Here is a 20,567-nt window from a genome sequence, read left to right as displayed (position 1 = left end):
TACTACACTCGTGCCAGACGGCGGGAAAAAGGGGCAAGTCAAGTTGTTGAAACAATGGGTTGGGCGGTTGTTTGCGGGTCTTTCGGCAACCGGCATCGTCTTTGGCACTATTCTGTTCTGCGCTTCGCTCACGCCGTCTCTTCTGCCGCGCACATGGCTGATGCAGGGTGTGCTGTGCGGATTTTCCTTTGCCATCGGTTACCTGATCGGCGTGGCGCTCACCGCCATATGGACCTATCTGGAATTGCCCCACCCCTCGCGCCATAACCGGCGCAGCATCCGCTTTCTCATCGCCCTTGCCAGCGCGATAACGGCGATCGCGTTTCTTTGGCAGGCGAAAGACTGGCAGAATTCCATCCGTATCCTGATGGAGCTCGATCCGTTGCCCAGCGCCCATCCCACCAAGACCGGCGGCGTTGCGGTGCTGGTCTCCGCCCTCCTCATCGGCGCTGGACGGCTTTTCCAGCTCATCCGGCGATTCTTCTCGGTGCGCAGCCGTCACTTCCTGCCGCGCCGCCTCGCCAATGTGCTCGGTATAGCCGCCGCCATCGTGCTGTCATGGATGCTGCTGAACGGTCTGATCTTCGATATCGGCCTGAAGTTTGCCGATTCCTCGCTGAAACAGGTGGATGCGCTGATCGAGCCGGATGTACCGCGCCCTTCCGATGCGCTCAAAACCGGCAGCAGCGCTTCCCTGATGACATGGGAATCGCTTGGCCGCAGAGGCCGCGAATTCGTGGCCGGCGGGCCGGAGGCACAGGAGATTTCCGCCTTCACCCACCGCCCGGCCAAGGAACCGCTCAGGGTCTATGCAGGCCTGAATTCTGCGGCAACGCCCGAGGAAAGGGCAGCACTTGCGCTGGAGGAGCTGAAGCGGGTTGGCGGGTTCGAGCGCAAGGTGTTGCTGGTCGTCATTCCCACCGGCACCGGCTGGATCGATCCGGAAGCGCTTGATACGGTCGAATATCTGCATGACGGCGATATCGCCAGCGTTGCCGTGCAATATTCCTATCTTTCCAGCTGGATCGCGCTTCTGACCGAACCGGATTACGGTGTGGAAACGGCGCGCGCGCTGTTTCAGGCCGTCTACGGTTACTGGACCACCCTGCCGAAGGAGATGCGCCCGAAACTCTATCTGCACGGGCTGAGCCTCGGTTCGCTGAACTCGCAGAAATCATCCGATCTTTACGATGTGCTCTCCGACCCGTTCCAGGGTGCCCTGTGGAGCGGTCCGCCCTTTTCCAGCCCCACATGGCGCATGGCCACCAATGGGCGCGTGGCGGGTACGCCGGAATGGCTGCCGCGTTTCCGCGATTCCTCGGTCATCCGCTTCGCCAACCAATATACCACCGCGCATATGCCTGATGCGAAGTGGGGCCCGATGCGCATCGTCTATCTGCAATATGCCAGCGACCCGATCACCTTCTTCGAGGCCGCATCGCTTTACCGGCGACCGCAATGGATGGTTCATCACGGCCCTGACGTCTCCACATCCTTCCGCTGGTTCCCGGTCGTGACCCTGCTGCAGCTCGGACTTGATGTTGCCGCCGCCACCACGGCGCCGATCGGTTACGGCCATGTCTATGCGCCGGAGCACTATATCGATGCGTGGATGCAGGTAACCGCACCGCAGGGCTGGAATGCGGATGATATCCAGCGGCTGAAGATGTTGTTCAAGGCCCGCCGCGGCTCCACCGATCCGGCGTGACGCGACGGGCGTGTCGTTTATGAGCGTCAGTCCTTCAGCGCGGCCACATGGTCGGCCACATAGGTTTCCAGCGAGCGCGGTGCGTGGCCGGTCAAAGTCTCGACATCACCGGTGACCGCCGACGTCCAGCCTTCGCGCACCGGATAGAAGATCGACGCGAGGAAGGCGGCGTAATCCTTCGGAACGCCAGCGCCGGTCAGAATGCCGATGAAAACATCGTCCGAAACCGCGCTATAGCCGACCGGCTTGCCGATGGCCTGCGAGATGATCGTGGCCGCCTCGCCGTAACTCAAAGCCTTCGGCCCGGTCAGGTTGAACGCCTTATTGTCGAAAGCCGTCGAGGTCAGCGCTGCCGCTGCACTGTCGGCGATATCGCGCACGTCGATGAAGCTCGACTTGCCTTCGCCTGCCGGAACGGCGATCTGGCCGTGTTCGATGCCGGCCTTCCAGTAGGTGTGGAAATTATCGGCAAACCAGTTGGGGCGCAGAATGACGTAAGGCGCGCCGGAAGCGATGATCTTCAGTTCCACTTGGCGATAGGGAATGGAATCGTCGGCATCGACGCCGAAGACGCTGAGGAACACGATCTTCACATTGCGGCGGGCAGCTTCCTCGACAACCGGCGTCAGCGCGTCGATTGCATCCAGACGCCCGCCAGCCAGGATCAGAAACAGACGATCGACGCCATCGAAGGCATCCGTGTAGGTCGAGGCGTCGGTATAATCGAAGCGCACCCCTTCCGCGCCTTCGGCTGCCTTGCCGGTGCGCGAGGCCGCTTTCACGCTTTCGCCCTTGGCCAGAAGCGCCTTTACCAGCGGCGTGCCGATGGTGCCGGTGGAGCCGATTACGAGTATCTTGCCAGTCATCTCAAATCTCCGTAGTATCTAGTAGAAACCATGTTTCGAAAACATACGTACTGTGTATTCGAAATCAGGAAAAGAGAGCACTTTCCGGTTATCTGGTATCCTCAAGGAAACCGACCCGGGCTTTTCAGAGCGGGATGAGACGATGGAACATGTCTATGACGTTTACGAGGATCGCTGCCCCACACGCATGGTGCTGGACAGGATCGCTGACAAATGGGCGCTGCTGATCCTCGACAAGCTGCGGGTGGACGCGGTGCGCTTCAACCTGCTGCGGCGGGAAATCAAGGGCATTTCGCAGAAGGTTCTGTCTCAGACGCTGAAAAAGCTCGAGCGCGACGGCCTGATTTCGCGGCAGGCCTTTCCGACGGTGCCGGTCACGGTCGAATATTCCCTGACGCCGCTCGGGCGCACGCTGACCGACACGGTTGCGGCACTGGCCCACTGGGCGGAGGGCAATATGGACGCGGTGCTGGCGGCGCAGAAGGCTTATGACGAGAGGGGTGGGTTAGGGTAAGGCAAGCCCCCACCTTCCTGATTTCTGTGCTTGTCAAAGGAATGAGGGGGGACGAGAGCATTGCGCGCACTCGTCCGCCTTTCGCCTGCCAAACCCTCCAACGCCTACCGCGAAATCCGCGTGGAAAGAATGATCGACGATAGCGTGCGTTCCACGCCGTCCAGCGCGCCGATCCTGTCGATCAACCGGTCAAGGTCGAGAATGGAAGGTGCTGCCAGAATGGCGATCAGGTCGAAAGTGCCGCTAACCGAATGCAGCGTTGTCACCTCCTTGATGGCGGTGAGCGCCGCCGTCACGCCAGGCAGCGCCTTTGGCCCGATGGTGATCAGCACATGGGCGCGCACCAGCCCGGAAAGATAGCTTTCCGAAAGTCTCAGGCCATAACCGGCGATCACCCCTTCGGCCTCGAGCCGCTCGATGCGAGCCTGCACGGTGGTGCGCGAAAGGCCGAGTTTGCGGGCCAGTTCCGCCACCGGCATGCGGGCGTTTTCGGAAAGCAGGGCGAGCAGCGCCCGGTCCTTGTCGGCAATCGTCATAATGACCAATCCTGTCGTCTAATTGTCCATTATTAACCCGCTATTCGCACATAGTGAAGCTGCGAATCGTCCAAAAAAGCTGGCATTCTGTCTATGAAGCGCATCAGGTGCGCAGAGGCATATAAATTTACTGCGGGGAACAAAAACATGAAAAACATCGTCGTCATCGGCGCGGGCAATATCGGTTCAGCCATCGCCTGGATGCTGGCTGTCACCGGCGATTATCGCATCACGGTTGCCGATCGCTCGGCAGACCAGCTGACGAATGTGCCGGCGCATGAGCGTGTCGACACTGAAATCGTCGACATTGGCGACCGTCCGGCGCTGGAAGCGCTGTTGAAAGGCAAGTTCGCCGTGCTTTCCGCTGCCCCCTTCCACCTGACGGCGGGCATTGCGGAAGCTGCGGTTACAGTCGGCACGCATTATCTCGATCTGACTGAAGACGTCGAATCCACCCGCAAGGTCAAGGCACTGGCGGAAACGGCTGAGACCGCGCTCATTCCCCAATGCGGCCTTGCCCCCGGGTTCATTTCCATCGTCGCCGCAGATCTTGCCGCCCGGTTCGACAAGCTGGACAGCGTGCGCATGCGTGTCGGCGCGCTGCCGCAATATCCGTCCAATGCGCTCAACTACAACCTTACCTGGAGCACGGACGGGCTGATCAACGAGTATATCGAGCCCTGCGAAGCCATCGTCGAAGGCCGCCTCACCGCCGTTCCGGCGCTGGAAGAGCGCGAAGAGTTCTCGCTCGACGGCGTGACTTATGAGGCCTTCAATACCTCGGGCGGCCTCGGCACGCTATGTGCGACGCTGGAAGGCAAGGTGCGGACGATGAATTACCGCACCATCCGTTATCCCGGCCATGTCGCGATCATGAAGGCGCTTTTGAACGACCTCAACCTGCGCAACCGCCGCGATGTGCTGAAGGACCTGTTCGAAAACGCCCTGCCCGGCACCATGCAGGACGTGGTCATTGTCTTCGTTACCGTCTGCGGCACCCGCAACGGCCGGTTCCTGCAGGAAACCTATGCCAACAAGGTCTATGCCGGCCCCGTTTCCGGCCGGATGATGAGCGCAATCCAGATCACCACCGCAGCCGGTATCTGCACGGTTCTCGACCTGCTTGCGGAAGGCGCCCTGCCGCAGAAGGGATTTGTCCGGCAGGAAGAAGTGGCCCTGCCGAAATTCCTGGAAAACCGGTTTGGAAGATATTACGGCGCGCATGAGCCGCTGGCCCGGGTTGGGTGAGTTAAGGGGAGCAATCGGCCCCGACACTGTCATCCTCGGGCTTGTCCCGAGGATCTAACGTCTCACGAAATCGATAGGTCGCAGATGCTCGGGGCAGGCCCGAGCATGACGACGAGCGGCGGAATGCCTCTCCCAAATCACGTCCCGCAAAAGGTCCGAAACACCTTCTCATCGCTCATCGGCGGCTGCATGTAGACGAAATTGTCCGGCCGTTCCTCAAATGGCGTGGCAATCGCCGCCAGCATGGCGTGGAACGGTTCGAAATCGCCGTCTTCCACCGCCGCCTCGATCAGTTCCTCGATGCGGTGGTTGCGGGGAATGATGGCCGGGTTGACGGCGAGCATCGCCCGCGACCTCTCGGAGGCAGAAACTTCTTCCCGCCCGGCCCGCTCCCGCCAGCGCGCCAGCCATGCATCCGCCGCCGCGATATCGATGAACATGCCGCGAAACGGCTCGGCATCGCCCTCTACCGCGTGAGAAAGACGCCGGAAGGTCAGCGTATAATCGGCTTCCGATGCCTGCATCAGCGAAAGAAGCGCCTGCACCAGCTCGATATCGCCCTCCTCTTCGCCCGTCAGCCCAAGCTTTTCGCGCATGCCGGCAAGCCAGCGCTTGGGAAACGCGGCGGCGAAATCAGCGAGCACGGCGTTTGCGAGTTCGGCTGCTTTCTCCACTTGAGGGTCAAGCAGCGGCAACAGGCATTCCGCCAGCCTTGCAATGTTCCATTGGGCGATGCCCGGCTGATTGTTGAAGGCGTAGCGCCCCTGTGCGTCGATGGAGGAGAACACCTTGTTAGAATTGTATTCGTCAAGGAAGGCGCATGGACCGAAGTCTATCGTCTCGCCGGAGATCGCCATATTGTCGGTATTCATCACGCCGTGGATGAAGCCAACCATCATCCAGCGGGCGATGAGTTCGCACTGCCTCTGGGCGATGCCCTGCAACAGGGCGAGATAGGGATTGTCCGCGTTTTTCACTTCGGGATAGTGGCGGTCAATCACATGATCCGCAAGATTTCTGATCCCCTCATCATCCTCGCGCGCGGCGAAGAACTGGAAGGTGCCGACCCTGATATGGCTTGCCGCAACACGGGTGAAAACCCCGCCCGGCAGACCCACCTCGCGCTGCACCCTGTCACCGGACAGGACGGCGGCGAGCGCCCTTGTCGCGGGAACGCCGAGCGCGAACATTGCCTCGGAGACGATATATTCGCGTAGCACCGGGCCGAGCGCCGCGCGCCCGTCGCCCCTTCGCGAAAACGGCGTCGGGCCGGAGCCCTTCAGCTGGATATCCCGACGTTTGCCGTGTTTGTCGATGACTTCACCGAGAAGAATGGCACGACCATCGCCGAGCTGCGGCACGAAACCGCCGAACTGGTGGCCGGCATAGGCCATCGCCAGCGGCTCGGCCCCTTGCGGTACCACATTGCCGGAAAAGATCGCCGCCAGCCTGTCGTCGTCGAGGCCTGAGACGTCGAGAAGAAGCTCGTCTGCCAGCGCGCGATTGAAGGCGATGAGGCGTGGCGCCTTCACCGGCGTTGGCAAGACGGCGGCGCTGAACCTTTCCGGCAGGCGGGCATAGGAATTGTCGAATGTGATCACGGGTAAACTCCCTGCTTTTACCTGATATGGCTCTTTTTCCGCCCGGTTGCGAGGGGTGAATAGCCACAATTACGGGAAGCCGCAGCGGAGTTTGGAAAAATCAATTTGAACTACAGGTATATTTGAACATACAAACATCCAATGAATGAGCCGCAATGCAAGCAGGATAAATTCGTGCCAGAGTTCCCCTATGACGACAGTGAAATGGGCGAGGCCATCCGCCGCTTCGACTGGGCGTCGACAAGCACGGGGCCGATAGAGACATGGCCGGTATCACTCAAAACCACCGTGCAGATGATCCTCAAGCAAGGCCATGCAATCTGTCTGTTCTGGGGGCCTGACCTCAACATCGTCTACAACGACGCCTACCGCCCGTTTCTTGGGCTGAAGGAAGAGGGTGCGCTCGGCAAGCCGTTTCACATCATCTGGTCCGATGTCTGGAACGATGTGAAACCCTTCGTTGATCAGGCACTCTCCGGCAAGGGCACGTTCGCCGAGGACATGCATCTCGTCATGGACCGCAACGGCTACCCCGAAGACACCTACTGGACCTTTTCATACAGCCCGCTTTACGACGACCAGGGCAAGATCGCAGGGCTGATAGACATAGCCGTCGACACGACCGGAGCGGTGCAGGGCCGCAGCCGGGAGGATCTTCTGCGGCGCGAACTCGTCCACCGGGTCAAGAATACGATGGCGATCACCACGGCGGTCGTCAGCGCCACCCTGCGCCATTCGCAGACGCTTGAGGATGCGCGCGACACCATCAAAAGACGTATCGCCGCACTCGGCAACGCCCAGAACCTCATTCATGCTTCGGGAAAGGGTGCCAGCATCTCCGCGCTTGTCCGCGAGTCCGTTTATCCGCATCTCGACGACAAGGCGCGCGTAACGATTTCCGGACCGGACATGGAAATCGCGCCGCAACAGGCGCTGGGCCTGTCTCTGGCCATTTATGAACTGGCCACCAACGCGATGAAATATGGCGCACTTTCCAACGAGAGCGGCAAAATCGAAATCTTTTGGACGCTGGACGAGGATGACCGCTTCGAACTGCGCTGGCGCGAGACGGACGGACCTGCGGTCAGGACGCCGACGCGTACGGGTTTCGGCTCGCGGCTGACCAACCAGATCGTTGCGGCTTACTTCTCCGGCGAAGGCCGCACCTTCTATCATCCAGACGGGCTGCTGTTCGAGCTGGATGGCAAATACGAGGCTGGCGACGGCGAAACCTCTGGCGGTTGAACTTTCTTTCGTCCCATTCGTTGCGTTTCCTGAACCAAAGTAGCCGCAACGAAAGGAACGGGAATGACCGTCGTTGAAGCCGTAGCCGCCGAGCCGGAAAGCGCAATCCGCATCCTGCACACCGATCTGCCTGTTAACGCCACTTTCCATGTATGGCTGAAGGCGAAAAAACCGGCGGAACCCGGTGCCGTCTCCTTTTCCAATGCGAATGGAAAATTCGCTGAGGTTTCAAGCCTCAACACGGAAGAGTTCGGATTTAGAATCTATCAGGTCTTCGGCGGCGGCCATGTGGAACTGAGCTACGATACTGTCACGACCGCCGTTTCCGTCATCTACTGGTTCACCGCCGCCGACGTGCTGGAAACCGGCATAACCGTCGTCCATACCAAGCCGGACAATGCCGCACCGGAACTGCCTGACAGCTATCACTTCCGCCCGCCCTTCGGCTGGATGAACGATCCGAACGGCTTTGGCCGGTTCGAAGGACGGCCGCATCTGTTCTACCAGCATTATTCACACGGGCTGCGCTGGAACACCATGCATTGGGGCCACGCGGTTTCCTCCGATTACCTGCGCTGGCGGCATCTGCCGATCTTCCTCTTCCCTTCAGAGGACCTGACAACGCGGCCGGACAAGCGCGGCGGCGCTTATTCCGGCTCGACAATTCCTTTGGTCGAAGGTTCGGGCATCCGCGTGTTCTTCACCGAGCAGGTGCAGGATCGCATTCCCGAACAACAGATCCAGCTCACCGCCACTTCTTCCGATCTCATCATGGCCGGACAGGCCGAAGTCATTCTCGGCCATCGCCCGGACGGACAGGGGCTGACGCCGGACTTCCGCGATCCTTACGTCTTTCGCGGCCCGGATGGACTTTGGAAAATGCTGCTCGGAAGTCAGAGCGACGGTGGCGGCGTCATCCTGCTTTACGAGACGCTGGACCCGACGGCGGCGTCAGGCTGGACCTATGTGGGCAAGCTTTGGGTGGAAACGCGCTACAAGACCACTGCCATTGAATGCCCCTGCCTTCTGCCGCTCGACGGCCCGGCCAATGCCCGATCCACGCGCTGGGTTTTGGTCTATGGGCTGATGCATTCAGAAGACCCTGAAACCGGCCGCAAGAACCTGACCATGGCCGATGTCGGCTGGTTCGACGGCAAGGTCTTCACCAAGGAATTTGGGCAGGAGCTGGATTTCGGCACCGACAATTACGCCTTCCAGGCGTTTCTGGATGGCGACAGCATCATCGGCATCGGCTGGCTCGCCAATTGGGCGGATGCCAATCCGGAGATCGATTTCCCGACATCCATGACGCTGCCGCGCCGGATCCACTATTCGAACGGCGAGCTACTGACCCCGCCAATCGGTGCGGCGGAAAGCCTGCGAAGCCATATTGTCGATCGCACGCGGCTGGCGGCCGGGGAGCGCGTCACCTTCATCAACGGTGCGGTGGAGATGCTGATCGAGCTTGCCTCGCCCGGCGCACCGTTCGAGTTGGTGCTCGATCATCCCGTGGTCACACTGGGCCTCATCGCCGATGAAACGGGCCTGTGGATCCGCCATGATGACGGGCGCGATGGCCCCTCGCCGCACTATATCGCCAGAGGGGCAAGGGCCTCGCACATCCGCGTCTTTCTGGACTACGGATCCATCGAAGTGTTCGCCAACCGGGGCCGGTATGTGGGAACAAAACGCATAGAGGGTTTCGAGCCCGTGCGTTCAGCGCTCCTCAAGGCAGCGCCGGGGGCTGTAGTGCACGCCACCAGCTGGGCGCTGCGTCCGTGAGGAACCTTTTGGCGGATCTGCTGTTGATAAGCAGCAACCGCTCAAAGGAGAAACGGCATGACAAAAATCAGCGATTCCCGCGATCCCATCCTGTTTCCGACAGAAGCCAACGAAAACAAGACCGAGAAAAAACGCGCGGGCAAGGGTGTCGTCATCATTATTGGCGCAGTCGCGATCATGGCTTTCGTGGTTTATCTGGCGGCGATCACCATCGCCACCACGCAGTCTTAACCGCACACACGCCGCAGAGGCGTCAGCGCTGTCCGCTTCGCAAGCCGCGGGTTGTCAGGATCGCCAGAAGCGAGACGATGACACCCAGCCCATAGAGATAGAGCATCGGCATCGTCACATCCGCACGATCGATCTGCAGAACGAGATCGCTCGCGGCAGCGACGGTGCCGCTTGCGCCCGCACCGGCCGCGGCACCCAGCGTCGCGACCGTAGGCAGCAGCGCGCCCGTCATCTTGCGTTCCTCTTCCGGCGCGGCTTCCATGGCTGCCTGGCTGATGCCTGCCCAGGACATGCCGAAAGCTGAACCGATCAATATCTGCCCGATCAGCATTTCCGGCCAGTTCCCCGTCGCCAGCCCAAGCCCGAGCAGCGCACAGCCCGGCACCATCTGGTAGGGTCCGTAATGCAGGCAAAGCTGCCGCAGGCGGCCCGAACGCAGGCTGCCGATCAGCATTGCCACGAAGCTCCAGGCAAGCGGCATCGTCACGACGATAAAACCGGCGAAGGTCGGCTCATGGTGCCAGAGATTGATGGCGACATAAGCGAGATAGACGCTGCCGAGTGCATGGGCATAGGACATCAGGAACAGCACCCAGAAACCGCTGCCAAGTACCGTTTTCAACCGGAAGGAATCCCTGGGGAACAGGCCGGTGGAAGGCCGGATGCCCGCCTTCAGCGACGCCCACAACAGTGCCGCACCAACCAGCAGCGACATGATGCGCAGACCGGCATCCTCAAAGGCGGAGGGTGCGGAGAAAGCCAATGCGCCAACGAGGCAAAGCAGCAGCGGCACCATCGGCTTTCGCGAGGTCGCGACCGACCGTTCCGCCGAGACCGCAATCGCCGTATAGGCCAGCAGCAGCACGATCAGCGGCGCAGACAACAGGAATGTGGCGCGCCAGGAGATGTGCTCCGTGGCAAACCCGCCGGTGAGCGGCCCGACGAAGGACGCCACCGCCCAGATGGCCGCCTCGATGGCAAAGACCTTCGGCAGTAGAGCCGAGCGAAAGCCGGCAGGTATGAGGCTGTAACACACCGCCACGATCAGGCCATCGGCAAGTCCCTGCAACGCCCGGCCGATGACGACCCATAAAAAGCTGTCGGCGAGTGCCGACATGACGGAGCCGAAGGAAAAGATAAGGCAGCACAGGAATAGAACGCTGCGTGCGCCAAAACGCTCGCGAAACAGAACGGCGGTGACACCGCCTGCCACGGAACCGACGAAATAGAGGCTGTAGGCCCAGCTATAGAAGGCCGCGCCGCCAATCTCGCGCACCGCGACCGGCAGGGCCGTGACTACTGCAAACTGGTTGAAGGCATGCAGGCCGATACCGGAGGAAATGACGGTCAGAAGCGAGAGGTTCGCCCCACCAAGCAATTCCGACCAGCTATTTTTCTCCGTCATTTCCATACTCGTCAAAGCCGTATCCTTTCCATTCTTGCGATACGGCGGGCAAACTAGAACCTCAAGCACCATTGAGGTCAAGGCGCCTTTTCACCTATTCCGCTCGAGCGAACTTGCAGGCATCAGGAACCCTCTGCCTCCCCGGTCGTTTGCGCAATGACCAGACAGAAAGGATACCACCATGGACCGCAAGAAAATCACACCTCTCAACGAAGACGCCATGGACGAGGAACTGCTCGATCTCGATATCGACGCCCTTCCGGCAAAGGGAGAAATTCCGCAGTCCATCGAACATGAAATCGAGGAAGAAGAGGCCGAGAGCGAGGACGACCCTTATCAGGAAAGCGACGAGGCCCTTCCCGATGACGCGGAAGAGCGCGTGATCGACCGCAATCCCTCGCGCGAAGGCGGTGCGTTCGACGAGGTTTAGGGACTGGCGGCGGGGCGGGATGCGGCCGTCAGTGGGCCTTCGCAGGCTTGTGGGCGGCCTTTTCGACGCCTGCCGCTAGATCATCGAGGATCGGGCAATCCGGCCGGTGGTCGCCGCCGCAGCAATGGGCAAGGTGGGACAGCGTCTTCACCATGCCCTTCATCTCGGCAATCTTCTGCTCGAGATCGGCGATATGGCCGAGCGCAATGTCCTTCACCGCCGAACTCTCGCGGCTCTTGTCCTGCCAGAGTTTCAGGAGCGTTTCGGTCTCCTCCAGCGAGAAGCCAAGCGTGCGCGCCCGCTTGATAAAGCGGAGATTATGCACGTCCTGCTCGCCATAGACCCGGTAGTTGTTGCCGGTGCGGGCGGCGGGGGTGATGAGGCCGATCTGTTCGTAATAACGGATCATCTTGGCGGAAACGCCGGATGCATCCGAAGCCTGTCCGATATTCATAATGCCACTTCCCTCGGGGCGACTTTCGCCAGTTTATGGCTACTATGTAAGGATTCCCATCATGGGAAGGTCAAGGGATAAGGACATTTTTTATCGCACGCACAATCGTGAGTGCCTGGCAGGGCTCTGAATTCGATGGTTACGCCGCCACACGTCTGGCGAGATAAATCGTCGCCCCACCGCAATCGGGATCGTTGACGATGTGGCCGAGAAGTCGAAACCCGTGCGCGGCAAGCAGGCTTTCATATTCTTCGCGAGCGAGGCTGGCATGGTAAAGCGGCTTTCCCTGAAGGGTCCCCGTCGCTTCCCCGTTTCCCGGCCCGGCCGTGAACATCAGTGCGGCGCCGTCATTGGCGTGCTGCCGGAAAATACCGAACATGCGGCGCTGATCGTCGGCCTTCAGATGGAAAAAACTATGCCAGGCAATCAACCCGTCGAAGCGGCAACTCAACACGAGTTCACGCATATCGGCGACCACCCAGCGCTTTTCCGGAAATCTGGTGCGGCAAATTTCTATCAGGGGATATGACGTATCGATGCCGGTCACGTCATATCCGTTGCCGATGAAGTAGCCGGCAATCGGCTCGCCTGAACCGCAGCCGATATCGAGGATGGATCCGCCCTGCGGCAAAAGCGACGTGAACCGATCCAGCCAGGGTTTTTCGGCGAGGGAGCGACCGCGCAGCCTGTCGAAATCAACCCCATGGTCGGTGTAGAGCTTGATCACATCGTTGGAGGCATCCGCCATGTCCGCTTTTCCTTGGGGCTGGCCGGCTGTGTAATCATCTGTGCACCGCCAGCCGGGCAATATCGCGCAGGAAGGCGTCGCGCACTGCGGGGCCGAGCGGTTCACTCGACGGCTTGTCGGCAACGCGAAGCCTTGCGAAGACGATGTGCTGGCCTTCGCGCTCCGCCCAGCCAACGAACCAGCCGAAGGGGCGGCTTCGGTCGGGGTTGCCTTTTTCGTCGCGCATGAAGCCCGTGCCGGTCTTGCCGTGCACGCTCCAGCTCTCCGGCGCATCGAACACCGGCACGATCGCCCGCGTCTTTGCCTGCGCGTCGCGCGAAACCGGCAGATTTCCGGCCAGAAGGCGGCGGATGAAGCCCACCTGCTCGACCGGGGAAACGGTCAGGGAAGCACCGAGCCAGGAATGGGTGAGACCGTTATTCTTGCCGGGTTCACCGGATACATCGGCATTGCCGTAACCCAGACGTTTGACATAGGCGGCGAATTTTTCCGGGCCGAGGCGGCGGGTGAGTTCGCGCGAATACCACAGCACCGAATCCTGCTCCCATATGGTCGGATCAACCGTCTTACGGTCCTGCGCGCGGGCCTCCGTGCCGGGTTTCCAGTCCCATGCGGGGGTCTTGTCATCCAGCAGGATGCCGGCGTCATAACCGATCAGAGCCAACGGCACCTTGAAGGTGGAGGCCGGCGCCACGCGCTGATCGCAGGCGCCCTGCTGGTTGATGACAGCGCCGGTCTCGATGGAGGTGACCAGCGTGCATTCAAAAGCCTGCGATTGCTGGGCGGAGGCGGAAAGCGGCAGAATACCCTGAAGGGCAATGCACGAAAGAACGATGGCGGGCAGCCGATAGCGCATGCGTTTTGATGTCCCTCGTCCGCATTCTGCGGATCATATGCCGGAATGGATGAACGGCGGCCCTTGTTTCAGGCATGCCGTTCTTCCGAAACATGCCTTAAGAAAACGATGGGGCAGGAATAGGACCAACACGAAAATTGGCGACTTCCGTCAGCTATTCTCTTTTTCGCCCGCCGTCTCACCCACTGTGAGCGGCCAGTCCACCACATAATCCTCGAAATCGTCAACCTCCACGTCCAGCTCGTTGACGGTGCGGCCGCGCGCGGAAATCCCGGCCTGATGCACCGTGTTCACGTCGCCGGAGACGAGATAGTGCCACCAGTACAGATCCTTGCCATCGCGTACCAGCGCGTAGGCGCAGGTGGGCGGCAGCCAGCCGATTTCGTGCACCTTTTTCAAATCCAGCTGGATACAGTCCGGCACGGTGGCGCGGCGGTTCTCATAGTCGGAGCACCGACAGCTTTCACCGTCGAGCAGCTGACAGCGGACCGACGTGAACACCACTTCGCCGGTGTCCCAATCTTCCAGCTTGTTCAAACAGCACAGGCCGCAGCCGTCGCACAGGCTTTCCCATTCCTGGCCACTCATCTCTTCCAGTGATTTGGTTTTCCAGAACGGCGCGTCATTCATCGTTAACATTTCCGTTCCATTTTGATCTCTTGGAGGGCAAGGTTTAACCGATCCCTAATCCTTAATATCGTATCGCCAAGGGCTGGTTTGTACGATATTTTAGCATTTTGGCGAGTGGCAAAGGGTCATTGACCCGCGAGAGGCCGCCGCGTCAAGCAATTCCAGCAGAACCATGTCATGGTTTTGCGTCCGGAATTGGATGAAGCGCAGAAACATCGACAATCCGCGTTGCGTTGAACAGGAAAACATCGCCAGGTGCAGGAAGAAAAAGACGATAAAAACGGTCGCAAAAAGCGGCACATCCTGCTGAGAATCGATAGCTTTATCGACTCCGGCCTGTGGACGGCTGCGGCAAGGCTGGTGGATTTCTGGGAAGACGTCACCATTGCCTCGCGCAAACTGCATGTGCGCGGCTGGAAGAAGCTTCTCGTCAACCTGACATGCGACGCGCTGACCTTCGGAACGGCCGGCTGTGTCGTGCTTCTGGCGCTTGCCATGCCCGCCTTTGAGGAGACCAAGAAGGACTGGCGTTATCGCGGTGATTTTGCCGTGACCTTCCTTGACCGTTACGGCAACACCATCGGCCATCGCGGCATCATCCATGAGGATTCCGTCCCGATCGACCAGATGCCGGATCATTTCATCAAGGCGGTTCTGGCCACCGAAGACAGGCGCTTCTTCGACCATTTCGGCATCGATTTCATTGGCCTTGCACGCGCCATGAGCGAGAATGCCCGCGCCGGCGGCGTCGTGCAGGGCGGCTCGACGCTGACGCAGCAGCTTGCCAAGAACCTGTTCCTTACCAATGAGCGCTCGCTGGAGCGCAAGATCAAGGAAGCCTTCCTCGCGCTGTGGCTCGAGGCCAACATGTCGAAGAAGGAAATCCTCAGCCTTTATCTCGACCGCGCCTATATGGGCGGCGGCACGTTCGGGGCGGCAGCGGCGGCGCAATTTTACTTCGGCAAGAACCTGACCGATGTCACGCTTGCCGAATCCGCCATTCTCGCCGGCCTGTTCAAGGCGCCGGCCAAATACGCACCGCATGTCAACCTGCCAGCCGCACGTGCGCGCGCCAACACCGTGCTTTCCAACCTGGTGCAGAGCGGGCTGATGACCGAGGGTCAGGTGATCGGCGCGCGGCGCAATCCAGCTACCGTCATTGACCGCGCCGATGTGAAGGCCCCGGATTATTTCCTCGACTGGGCGTTTGACGAGGTACAGCGGCTGGCGGCGCAGGGCAGGTTCAAGGACCATACCGTCGTCGTGCGCACCACCATCGATACCGGGCTGCAACAGGCAGCCGAGCAGGCGATGGAAATGGAGCTGCGCGAGTATGGCGAGGGCTACCGCGTCAAGCAGGGCGCGATGGTGATGATCGAGAACGGCGGCGCGTTGCGCGCCATGGTCGGCGGGCGTGACTACGGCGAAAGCCAGTTCAACCGCGCGACGGCGGCGCTGCGCCAGCCGGGATCCTCCTTCAAGGTCTATACCTACTCGGCCGCCATGGAAAAGGGCATGAAGCCGGAGACGCTGATTTCCGACGCGCCCGTGACCTGGCGCGGCTGGTCGCCGCAGAATTATGGCCGCTCCTACGCCGGTAAGGTGACGTTGCAGGTGGCGCTTGCCAAATCCTACAACACCGTGCCGGTGCGTCTCGCCAAAGACGTCCTCGGCACGCAGGTGATCGTCGACACCGCCAAGGCGATGGGCGTCGCCACGCCGCTGCGCAGCGACAAGACCATTCCGCTCGGCACATCGGAACTGACGGTTCTCGATCAGGCGACGGCGTATGCCGTGTTCCCGGCCGATGGCATGCAATCGCGCCGCCACGGCATCGAGCAGGTGCTGGATTACGAGGGCAAGGTTCTCTACGATTTCGGCCGTGACGAGGAACCCGCCAAGCGGGTGCTTTCCGAAGAGGCCAATTCGAAGATGAACCAGATGCTTGTCACCATTCCCGTGATGGGAACGGCCCGGCGCGGCGCGCTTGAAAACGGCATCGTTTCCGGCGGCAAGACCGGCACGTCGCAGGCTTACCGCGACGCGTGGTATGTGGGCTTCACCGGCAACTACACCACGGCGGTCTGGTTCGGAAACGACGATTTCACGCCGATGAACAACATGACCGGCGGCGCGCTTCCCGCCATGACCTTCAAGCGGCTTATGGACTACGCCCATCAAGGCATGGAGCTGCGCCCCATTCCCGGCATCCAGAACCCGCTGCCGACAGGCGCGCGCCCGCAGCCTTCGGCCCAGGTCGCTGCCGCATCCGCCACCGCTGCACCCGCCATGCCGGCACTCACCCGCCCACGCTCGCTCTCAGCCGAAGCAACCCGCGTCATCCGTTCCATCGCCAAGAAGATGAAGGAAGCCGCGCCTTTGACCGTCACGACGCAAAAGGTTGCGGATGCGTCGTTGCGGGATGGCCCGGGGGATGCGGCCCGGCGGTGACGGCTTGGCAACCTTGGCTCATAATGCTGAAGGCGTTTTTCCCTCCAGATTGCTGCCTGCACTCGGCTTTAGAAAAATCCGCATTTGGCGCTTGACCTCAATCATGGTTGAGGTTGCACAGTCCGATTGCAAGAAAGCGAATGCCCGAAAGGCGCAGCGCTAGGCAATTGAGGACAGGAAATGGTGAAAGTAAAAGCATTGTTCGAGACGCATTTGACGGTTTCGAACCTGGAACGCTCGGTTGAGTTTTATCGTAATGTTGTCGGTCTGGAGCTGGCACAACGATTCCCTGAACGGAATGTGGCGTTCTTCTGGACCGGCGAACGTGGGCATTCGATGCTTGGCCTATGGTCCATCCAGTCCGCACCCATCAATATGAGACTGCACATCGCCTTCAGCGTCGATTTTGATCAGCTTCTCGCCGCACCGGACTATCTACGCCGGAACGGCGTAACGCCGCTCGGTTTTGACGGCGAAAAGGAGATCGACGAGCCCGTCGTCTTTCCATGGATGCCGGCAGCCAGCGTCTATTTCAAGGATCCCGACGGCCACTCGCTGGAATATATCGCGTTTCTTGGCGGCGAAGCAAAACCGCAGATTCCGCGCGTGTTGAGCTGGAGCGAATGGAAGACTATTTGATCTGCCTCAGGAAAGAAGCGCCGCCCGTGCTGTTTCCACCACATGGGCGGTGAGCGTGCCGAGTCGTTCAGCGGCGAGCCGATTGACCTGCCAGTAAAGCGGGATATCGAGCGGCGTGCCGGGAACGACTTCCACAAGCCGCCCCGCCTGAAGGTGCTCTGCCACTAGCTGCAACGGGTTGAGGCCCCAGCCCATGCCGGCAAGACTTGCCTTCACGAAACCGTCGGTCGAGGGCAGCCAGTGGGTGGGATAGGATATATCCTCACCCAGCGCTTTTTTGATCCAGCTGGCCTGTAGCCTGTCCTTCTGGTTGAAGGTAAGCCCCGGCGCGCGGGCAAGCGTGGCGGGCGTGACGCCATCGGAGAAATGGCGCGCCATGAAAGCCGGGCTGGCGGTTGCGTGATATCTGAGCACACCGAGAGCCAAGACCCGGCAGCCCTGCACAGGCTTGGCATGGGCGGTGACGGCGGCGAGCACCCTGCCCCCGCGCAGCCATTCCACCGTATGGTCCTGATCGTCCACCGCGATGTTAACGAGATAGTCGCTGCCACCGGTGAATTTCGAAACCGCGTCGAGAAACCATGTGCCGAGACTATCGGCATTGGTGGCAATGTTGAGTGTGACACGCTCTGCCGCCGCGCCCGCTTCCGAAAGAACCGGAAGCTGCCGGAACAGTTCGGTTTCCAGCATGCCGACATGGTCCATGTGCCGGCAGAGCCACTCGCCCTTTTCCGTCGCCACGCAAGGATTACCGCGCACTATCAGCACCACGCCGAGGCGCTCCTCCAGCTGCTTGATACGCTGGGAAACGGCCGAGGGCGTGACACACAGCACCTGTGCCGCCTTCTCAAAGCTGCCAGTCTGGGCCACGAGCGCCACGGCGCGCATGGAAGGATAGTCCAGCATCACAGGCCTCCTTGTAAAGATTGATATGGGCATGGTTGGCGGGAAGCGTCCGGGCAGTAGCAGTAGCACTCGCCTCTTCCCTCATTCCTGTCCTTGTCACAGGAATGAGGGAAGAGGAGAGGTGCCCGAACATGAAATCGCCCTGTCGTATAGTTTTTGCCCGTCATTAGTTTTACTTACTTGAACTGAGTTTGTTTAATTTGATTAAACCATGTGAGGGAAATATCAAAGCACTCGGTCTGGAAGCGGTGGCATCATCCATCCGCACAGGCAGAGACAAAAGGCAGCAGCCAGCACATGGACATTCAAATCTTCTTCACCGGCCTGACGATGGGTCTCAGCCTCATCGTTGCCATCGGCGCGCAGAATGCTTTCGTTCTAAAGCAGGGGCTGGCGCGCTCCCATGTCTTTGCCGTCTGTGCCACCTGCGCAATTTCCGATGCGCTGCTGATCACCGTCGGCGTCTTCGGTTTTCAGCGGATAAGCGCCGTCATGCCGGCACTCGATCCCATCATGCGGTATGCCGGTGCGGCGTTTCTCATCTGGTATGGCGCGAAAAGCCTACATTCGGCCCTGCGTTCGTCGGAGGTGCTTTCGGTGGCGGAAAGGCGGGAGGCGAGCCTGTGGCAGACGCTTGCCATTTGCCTGGCGCTGACCTTTCTCAACCCACATGTCTATCTCGATACCGTCGTGTTGCTCGGCACCATCTCCACGCAATTTCCCGGCTTTGAAAAAACCTTCGCGGCGGGTGCCGCCACCGGCTCCCTGCTGTTCTTCTTTTCGCTGGGTTACGGCGCGCGCTGGCTGCGCCCGATCTTCGAAAAGCCGTCCGCCTGGCGCATCCTCGAAGGGGTTATCGCCTTCACCATGTGGGCCATCGCCTTCAAGCTGGTCATGGGCGCTTAAAGCGGAGGGGTATCTCCCTCTCCGAGGTCCCAGTAAAGCCCGGCCATGATGGCAAGCGCCTCGCGGGCAATCTCTTTCGGCAGATGTTCGTTCGGCGCATGCTGCGAGCAGCCGGGATAAGAATGCGGTACCCAGATGGTGCGCAGTTTCAGTATATCGGCAAAGATATCGTTGGGCAGCGAGCCACCCAGATTGGGAAGAAGTGCCGGTTTCTTGCCCGTCGTGCGGGCCATGGAACTCAGCGTGAAGCCGACCCATGGGTCCTGCGGATCGAGCCGCGTGGCGCGGAAAATCTCGTCGCCGGCGGGTACGATCCGAACCATGCTGAACCCCTGCCGGTCGAGATGGCGGCGGATGGCGGGCAGCACCGCTTCCGGATCGATGCCGACAACGAAGCGTAATTGCAGCCGCGCCCATGCCCGTGGCGGAATGGCATTGACCGGCGCGCGCGGACTACCGGTCTCGAAGGCCAGCACCTCCAGCGCACACCAGCCGAACACACGCTCGGCGGTGGAAAGGCCGGGCTCGCCCCAGTCAGGATCGATTTTCGGACCATCCGGGCCGCCATCGATCTCGCAATCGGCAAGCGCGTCACGCACGGCCTGCGGCAGTTCTTCGGGCACCAGTTCGGGCACGCGGATCTGCCCGGATGGGCCAACGAGGCTTGCCATGGCATGCGCCAGCTGGACGCCGGGGTTGGACAGCGCCCCGCCCCAATTGCCGGAATGATGGCCGCCTTCCCGCGCCTCGATCACCAGATCGAAGGTAATGCCGCCGCGCGCACCGAGAAAAACGGTCGGCCGCTCCGCATTCAGGCGCGGGCCGTCGGAGGCGATCAGAAGATCGGCTTTCAGCCGCTCGCTATAGTCCCGGCAAACTTCCCTCAAGCCGGGAGAACCCCTCTCCTCGCCCATCTCGATCAGATATTTGGCGTTGAACCCAAGTCTTCCACGCGTCTCCAGCACCGCTTTCAGCGCCGCCATGTTGACCGAATGCTGCCCCTTGTTGTCGGCGGTGCCGCGCCCGTACCACCTGCCATTGCGCTCGGACATCACGAAAGGCGAAAGGCCTTCTGCCCAGCCGTCATCAAGACCACGCACCACATCGCCGTGGCCATAACCCAGCACGGTCGGCAGATTTTCACCCTCGAAACGTTCGGCGATCAGAAACGGCAAATCCGCCGCCGGGTCGCGCAGGATCGTGCAGGAAAACCCCATGGCGGTGAAAGCGGGCTGCATTTCGCGCTCCAGATAGAGCGCCAGCTCGGCACCGCGCGCCTCATCCTGGCTTTCGGTGCGCAGCGAAACGCGCCGCGCCAAGTCCTGCTCGAACCTGCCATCGTCGAAAAAGCGGGTGGCGTGGTCGATGGCGGCTTGTCGCGACATGGTGGAATCCCTCTTCTGGTCATTTC

Annotated in this window: 20 protein-coding genes; 10 read left to right on the top strand and 10 right to left on the bottom strand. The window is 60.6% G+C overall.

The window, feature by feature from the left end; translation table 11 throughout:
• Positions 1-67 precede the first annotated feature (67 nt).
• Positions 68-1,708 (top strand): alpha/beta hydrolase, encoded by a 1,641-nt coding sequence (locus AB4Z23_RS04185; RefSeq protein ID WP_421477970.1) that lies wholly within the window; start codon positions 68-70, stop codon positions 1,706-1,708.
• A 26-nt stretch (positions 1,709-1,734) separates the two neighbouring features.
• Here AB4Z23_RS04185 and AB4Z23_RS04180 read toward each other — a convergent pair whose 3' ends face one another.
• A complete protein-coding gene (locus AB4Z23_RS04180) occupies positions 1,735-2,574 on the bottom strand; it encodes an SDR family oxidoreductase (protein WP_111789364.1) in 840 nt (279 codons plus the stop codon).
• Between the two features lie 142 nt (positions 2,575-2,716).
• Between AB4Z23_RS04180 and AB4Z23_RS04175 the strand changes: the two genes are divergently transcribed.
• The gene (locus AB4Z23_RS04175) at positions 2,717-3,088 is read left to right on the top strand and encodes a winged helix-turn-helix transcriptional regulator (protein ID WP_019564087.1); all 372 of its coding nucleotides are present in this window, start codon (positions 2,717-2,719) and stop codon (positions 3,086-3,088) included.
• A gap of 104 nt (positions 3,089-3,192) precedes the next feature.
• Here the strand turns inward: AB4Z23_RS04175 and AB4Z23_RS04170 are convergent, their stop codons facing one another.
• Positions 3,193-3,624 (bottom strand): Lrp/AsnC family transcriptional regulator, encoded by a 432-nt coding sequence (locus AB4Z23_RS04170; protein ID WP_003512084.1) that lies wholly within the window; start codon positions 3,622-3,624, stop codon positions 3,193-3,195.
• A gap of 147 nt (positions 3,625-3,771) precedes the next feature.
• Between AB4Z23_RS04170 and AB4Z23_RS04165 the strand changes: the two genes are divergently transcribed.
• Complete coding sequence (locus AB4Z23_RS04165) at positions 3,772-4,872, top strand: saccharopine dehydrogenase family protein (protein ID WP_003512083.1); 1,101 nt, start codon at positions 3,772-3,774, stop codon at positions 4,870-4,872.
• Positions 4,873-5,009: 137 nt separating this feature from the next.
• Here the strand turns inward: AB4Z23_RS04165 and AB4Z23_RS04160 are convergent, their stop codons facing one another.
• Positions 5,010-6,470 carry a protein adenylyltransferase SelO gene (locus AB4Z23_RS04160; protein WP_113291521.1) on the bottom strand — a complete coding sequence of 487 codons (1,461 nt, stop codon included), beginning with the start codon at positions 6,468-6,470 and terminating at the stop codon, positions 5,010-5,012.
• A 177-nt stretch (positions 6,471-6,647) separates the two neighbouring features.
• On the opposite strand from AB4Z23_RS04160, the gene AB4Z23_RS04155 reads away from it, so the two are divergent.
• The 3 genes from AB4Z23_RS04155 to AB4Z23_RS04145 all read left to right on the top strand — a co-directional run bounded on the left by AB4Z23_RS04155 (position 6,648) and on the right by AB4Z23_RS04145 (position 9,731).
• On the top strand, positions 6,648-7,718 hold the full coding sequence (locus AB4Z23_RS04155) for a sensor histidine kinase (protein WP_233284935.1): 1,071 nt from the start codon (positions 6,648-6,650) through the stop codon (positions 7,716-7,718).
• A 63-nt stretch (positions 7,719-7,781) separates the two neighbouring features.
• A complete protein-coding gene (locus tag AB4Z23_RS04150) occupies positions 7,782-9,500 on the top strand; it encodes a glycoside hydrolase family 32 protein (RefSeq protein ID WP_111796163.1) in 1,719 nt (572 codons plus the stop codon).
• A 57-nt stretch (positions 9,501-9,557) separates the two neighbouring features.
• Entirely contained in the window at positions 9,558-9,731 is a 174-nt protein-coding gene (locus AB4Z23_RS04145) for a hypothetical protein (RefSeq protein WP_003512077.1), read from the top strand.
• A gap of 22 nt (positions 9,732-9,753) precedes the next feature.
• Here AB4Z23_RS04145 and AB4Z23_RS04140 read toward each other — a convergent pair whose 3' ends face one another.
• On the bottom strand, positions 9,754-11,142 hold the full coding sequence (locus AB4Z23_RS04140) for an MFS transporter (RefSeq protein WP_019564092.1): 1,389 nt from the start codon (positions 11,140-11,142) through the stop codon (positions 9,754-9,756).
• A 175-nt stretch (positions 11,143-11,317) separates the two neighbouring features.
• Here AB4Z23_RS04140 and AB4Z23_RS04135 point away from each other — a divergent pair, with 175 nt between their 5' ends.
• Positions 11,318-11,566: a hypothetical protein gene (locus AB4Z23_RS04135; RefSeq protein ID WP_003512073.1), complete on the top strand. Its 249-nt coding sequence runs from the start codon at positions 11,318-11,320 to the stop codon at positions 11,564-11,566.
• Positions 11,567-11,594: 28 nt separating this feature from the next.
• Here the strand turns inward: AB4Z23_RS04135 and cueR are convergent, their stop codons facing one another.
• The 4 genes from cueR to AB4Z23_RS04115 all read right to left on the bottom strand — a co-directional run bounded on the left by cueR (position 11,595) and on the right by AB4Z23_RS04115 (position 14,254).
• On the bottom strand, positions 11,595-12,020 hold the full coding sequence (gene cueR, locus AB4Z23_RS04130; protein WP_003512071.1) for a Cu(I)-responsive transcriptional regulator: 426 nt from the start codon (positions 12,018-12,020) through the stop codon (positions 11,595-11,597).
• A gap of 139 nt (positions 12,021-12,159) precedes the next feature.
• Positions 12,160-12,768, bottom strand: a complete 609-nt coding sequence (locus AB4Z23_RS04125) for a class I SAM-dependent DNA methyltransferase (protein WP_421477951.1) — start codon at positions 12,766-12,768, stop codon at positions 12,160-12,162.
• A gap of 34 nt (positions 12,769-12,802) precedes the next feature.
• Positions 12,803-13,624 (bottom strand): class D beta-lactamase, encoded by an 822-nt coding sequence (blaOXA, locus tag AB4Z23_RS04120; protein WP_003512067.1) that lies wholly within the window; start codon positions 13,622-13,624, stop codon positions 12,803-12,805.
• 150 nt (positions 13,625-13,774) lie between these two features.
• Complete coding sequence (locus tag AB4Z23_RS04115; protein WP_019564095.1) at positions 13,775-14,254, bottom strand: YcgN family cysteine cluster protein; 480 nt, start codon at positions 14,252-14,254, stop codon at positions 13,775-13,777.
• A gap of 255 nt (positions 14,255-14,509) precedes the next feature.
• On the opposite strand from AB4Z23_RS04115, the gene AB4Z23_RS04110 reads away from it, so the two are divergent.
• Together AB4Z23_RS04110 and AB4Z23_RS04105 are read left to right on the top strand one after the other, a co-directional pair.
• Positions 14,510-16,705 (top strand): transglycosylase domain-containing protein, encoded by a 2,196-nt coding sequence (locus AB4Z23_RS04110; protein WP_013635720.1) that lies wholly within the window; start codon positions 14,510-14,512, stop codon positions 16,703-16,705.
• 180 nt (positions 16,706-16,885) lie between these two features.
• Positions 16,886-17,344 carry a VOC family protein gene (locus tag AB4Z23_RS04105; RefSeq protein ID WP_421415549.1) on the top strand — a complete coding sequence of 153 codons (459 nt, stop codon included), beginning with the start codon at positions 16,886-16,888 and terminating at the stop codon, positions 17,342-17,344.
• A gap of 6 nt (positions 17,345-17,350) precedes the next feature.
• Here AB4Z23_RS04105 and AB4Z23_RS04100 read toward each other — a convergent pair whose 3' ends face one another.
• Positions 17,351-18,250 (bottom strand): LysR family transcriptional regulator ArgP, encoded by a 900-nt coding sequence (locus AB4Z23_RS04100; RefSeq protein ID WP_421415547.1) that lies wholly within the window; start codon positions 18,248-18,250, stop codon positions 17,351-17,353.
• A 297-nt stretch (positions 18,251-18,547) separates the two neighbouring features.
• Here AB4Z23_RS04100 and AB4Z23_RS04095 point away from each other — a divergent pair, with 297 nt between their 5' ends.
• Positions 18,548-19,156, top strand: a complete 609-nt coding sequence (locus AB4Z23_RS04095; protein ID WP_003512058.1) for a LysE/ArgO family amino acid transporter — start codon at positions 18,548-18,550, stop codon at positions 19,154-19,156.
• Here AB4Z23_RS04095 and AB4Z23_RS04090 read toward each other — a convergent pair.
• Positions 19,153-20,541: a M20 family metallopeptidase gene (locus AB4Z23_RS04090; RefSeq protein ID WP_421415545.1), complete on the bottom strand. Its 1,389-nt coding sequence runs from the start codon at positions 20,539-20,541 to the stop codon at positions 19,153-19,155. The genes AB4Z23_RS04095 and AB4Z23_RS04090 overlap by 4 nt on opposite strands.
• Positions 20,542-20,567: the final 26 nt, after the last annotated feature.

Source organism: Agrobacterium sp. MCAB5 (assembly GCF_052114365.1).
GTDB classification, from domain to species: Bacteria; Pseudomonadota; Alphaproteobacteria; order Rhizobiales; family Rhizobiaceae; genus Agrobacterium; species Agrobacterium tumefaciens.
Note: the sequence above shows the minus strand (reverse complement) of the source record. Positions and strands in the feature narration are given on the sequence as shown.

Coding starts and splice junctions, on each gene's coding strand:
- blaOXA (WP_003512067.1), bottom strand. CDS start 13,624: ATGCGCTATCGGCTGCCCGCCATCGTTCTTTCGTGCATTGCCCTTCAG.
- AB4Z23_RS04170 (WP_003512084.1), bottom strand. CDS start 3,624: ATGACGATTGCCGACAAGGACCGGGCGCTGCTCGCCCTGCTTTCCGAA.
- AB4Z23_RS04090 (WP_421415545.1), bottom strand. CDS start 20,541: ATGTCGCGACAAGCCGCCATCGACCACGCCACCCGCTTTTTCGACGAT.
- AB4Z23_RS04100 (WP_421415547.1), bottom strand. CDS start 18,250: ATGCTGGACTATCCTTCCATGCGCGCCGTGGCGCTCGTGGCCCAGACT.
- AB4Z23_RS04115 (WP_019564095.1), bottom strand. CDS start 14,254: ATGAATGACGCGCCGTTCTGGAAAACCAAATCACTGGAAGAGATGAGT.
- AB4Z23_RS04125 (WP_421477951.1), bottom strand. CDS start 12,768: ATGGCGGATGCCTCCAACGATGTGATCAAGCTCTACACCGACCATGGG.
- cueR (WP_003512071.1), bottom strand. CDS start 12,020: ATGAATATCGGACAGGCTTCGGATGCATCCGGCGTTTCCGCCAAGATG.
- AB4Z23_RS04135 (WP_003512073.1), top strand. CDS start 11,318: ATGGACCGCAAGAAAATCACACCTCTCAACGAAGACGCCATGGACGAG.
- AB4Z23_RS04145 (WP_003512077.1), top strand. CDS start 9,558: ATGACAAAAATCAGCGATTCCCGCGATCCCATCCTGTTTCCGACAGAA.
- AB4Z23_RS04095 (WP_003512058.1), top strand. CDS start 18,548: ATGGACATTCAAATCTTCTTCACCGGCCTGACGATGGGTCTCAGCCTC.
- AB4Z23_RS04105 (WP_421415549.1), top strand. CDS start 16,886: ATGGTGAAAGTAAAAGCATTGTTCGAGACGCATTTGACGGTTTCGAAC.
- AB4Z23_RS04180 (WP_111789364.1), bottom strand. CDS start 2,574: ATGACTGGCAAGATACTCGTAATCGGCTCCACCGGCACCATCGGCACG.
- AB4Z23_RS04150 (WP_111796163.1), top strand. CDS start 7,782: ATGACCGTCGTTGAAGCCGTAGCCGCCGAGCCGGAAAGCGCAATCCGC.
- AB4Z23_RS04165 (WP_003512083.1), top strand. CDS start 3,772: ATGAAAAACATCGTCGTCATCGGCGCGGGCAATATCGGTTCAGCCATC.
- AB4Z23_RS04175 (WP_019564087.1), top strand. CDS start 2,717: ATGGAACATGTCTATGACGTTTACGAGGATCGCTGCCCCACACGCATG.
- AB4Z23_RS04140 (WP_019564092.1), bottom strand. CDS start 11,142: ATGGAAATGACGGAGAAAAATAGCTGGTCGGAATTGCTTGGTGGGGCG.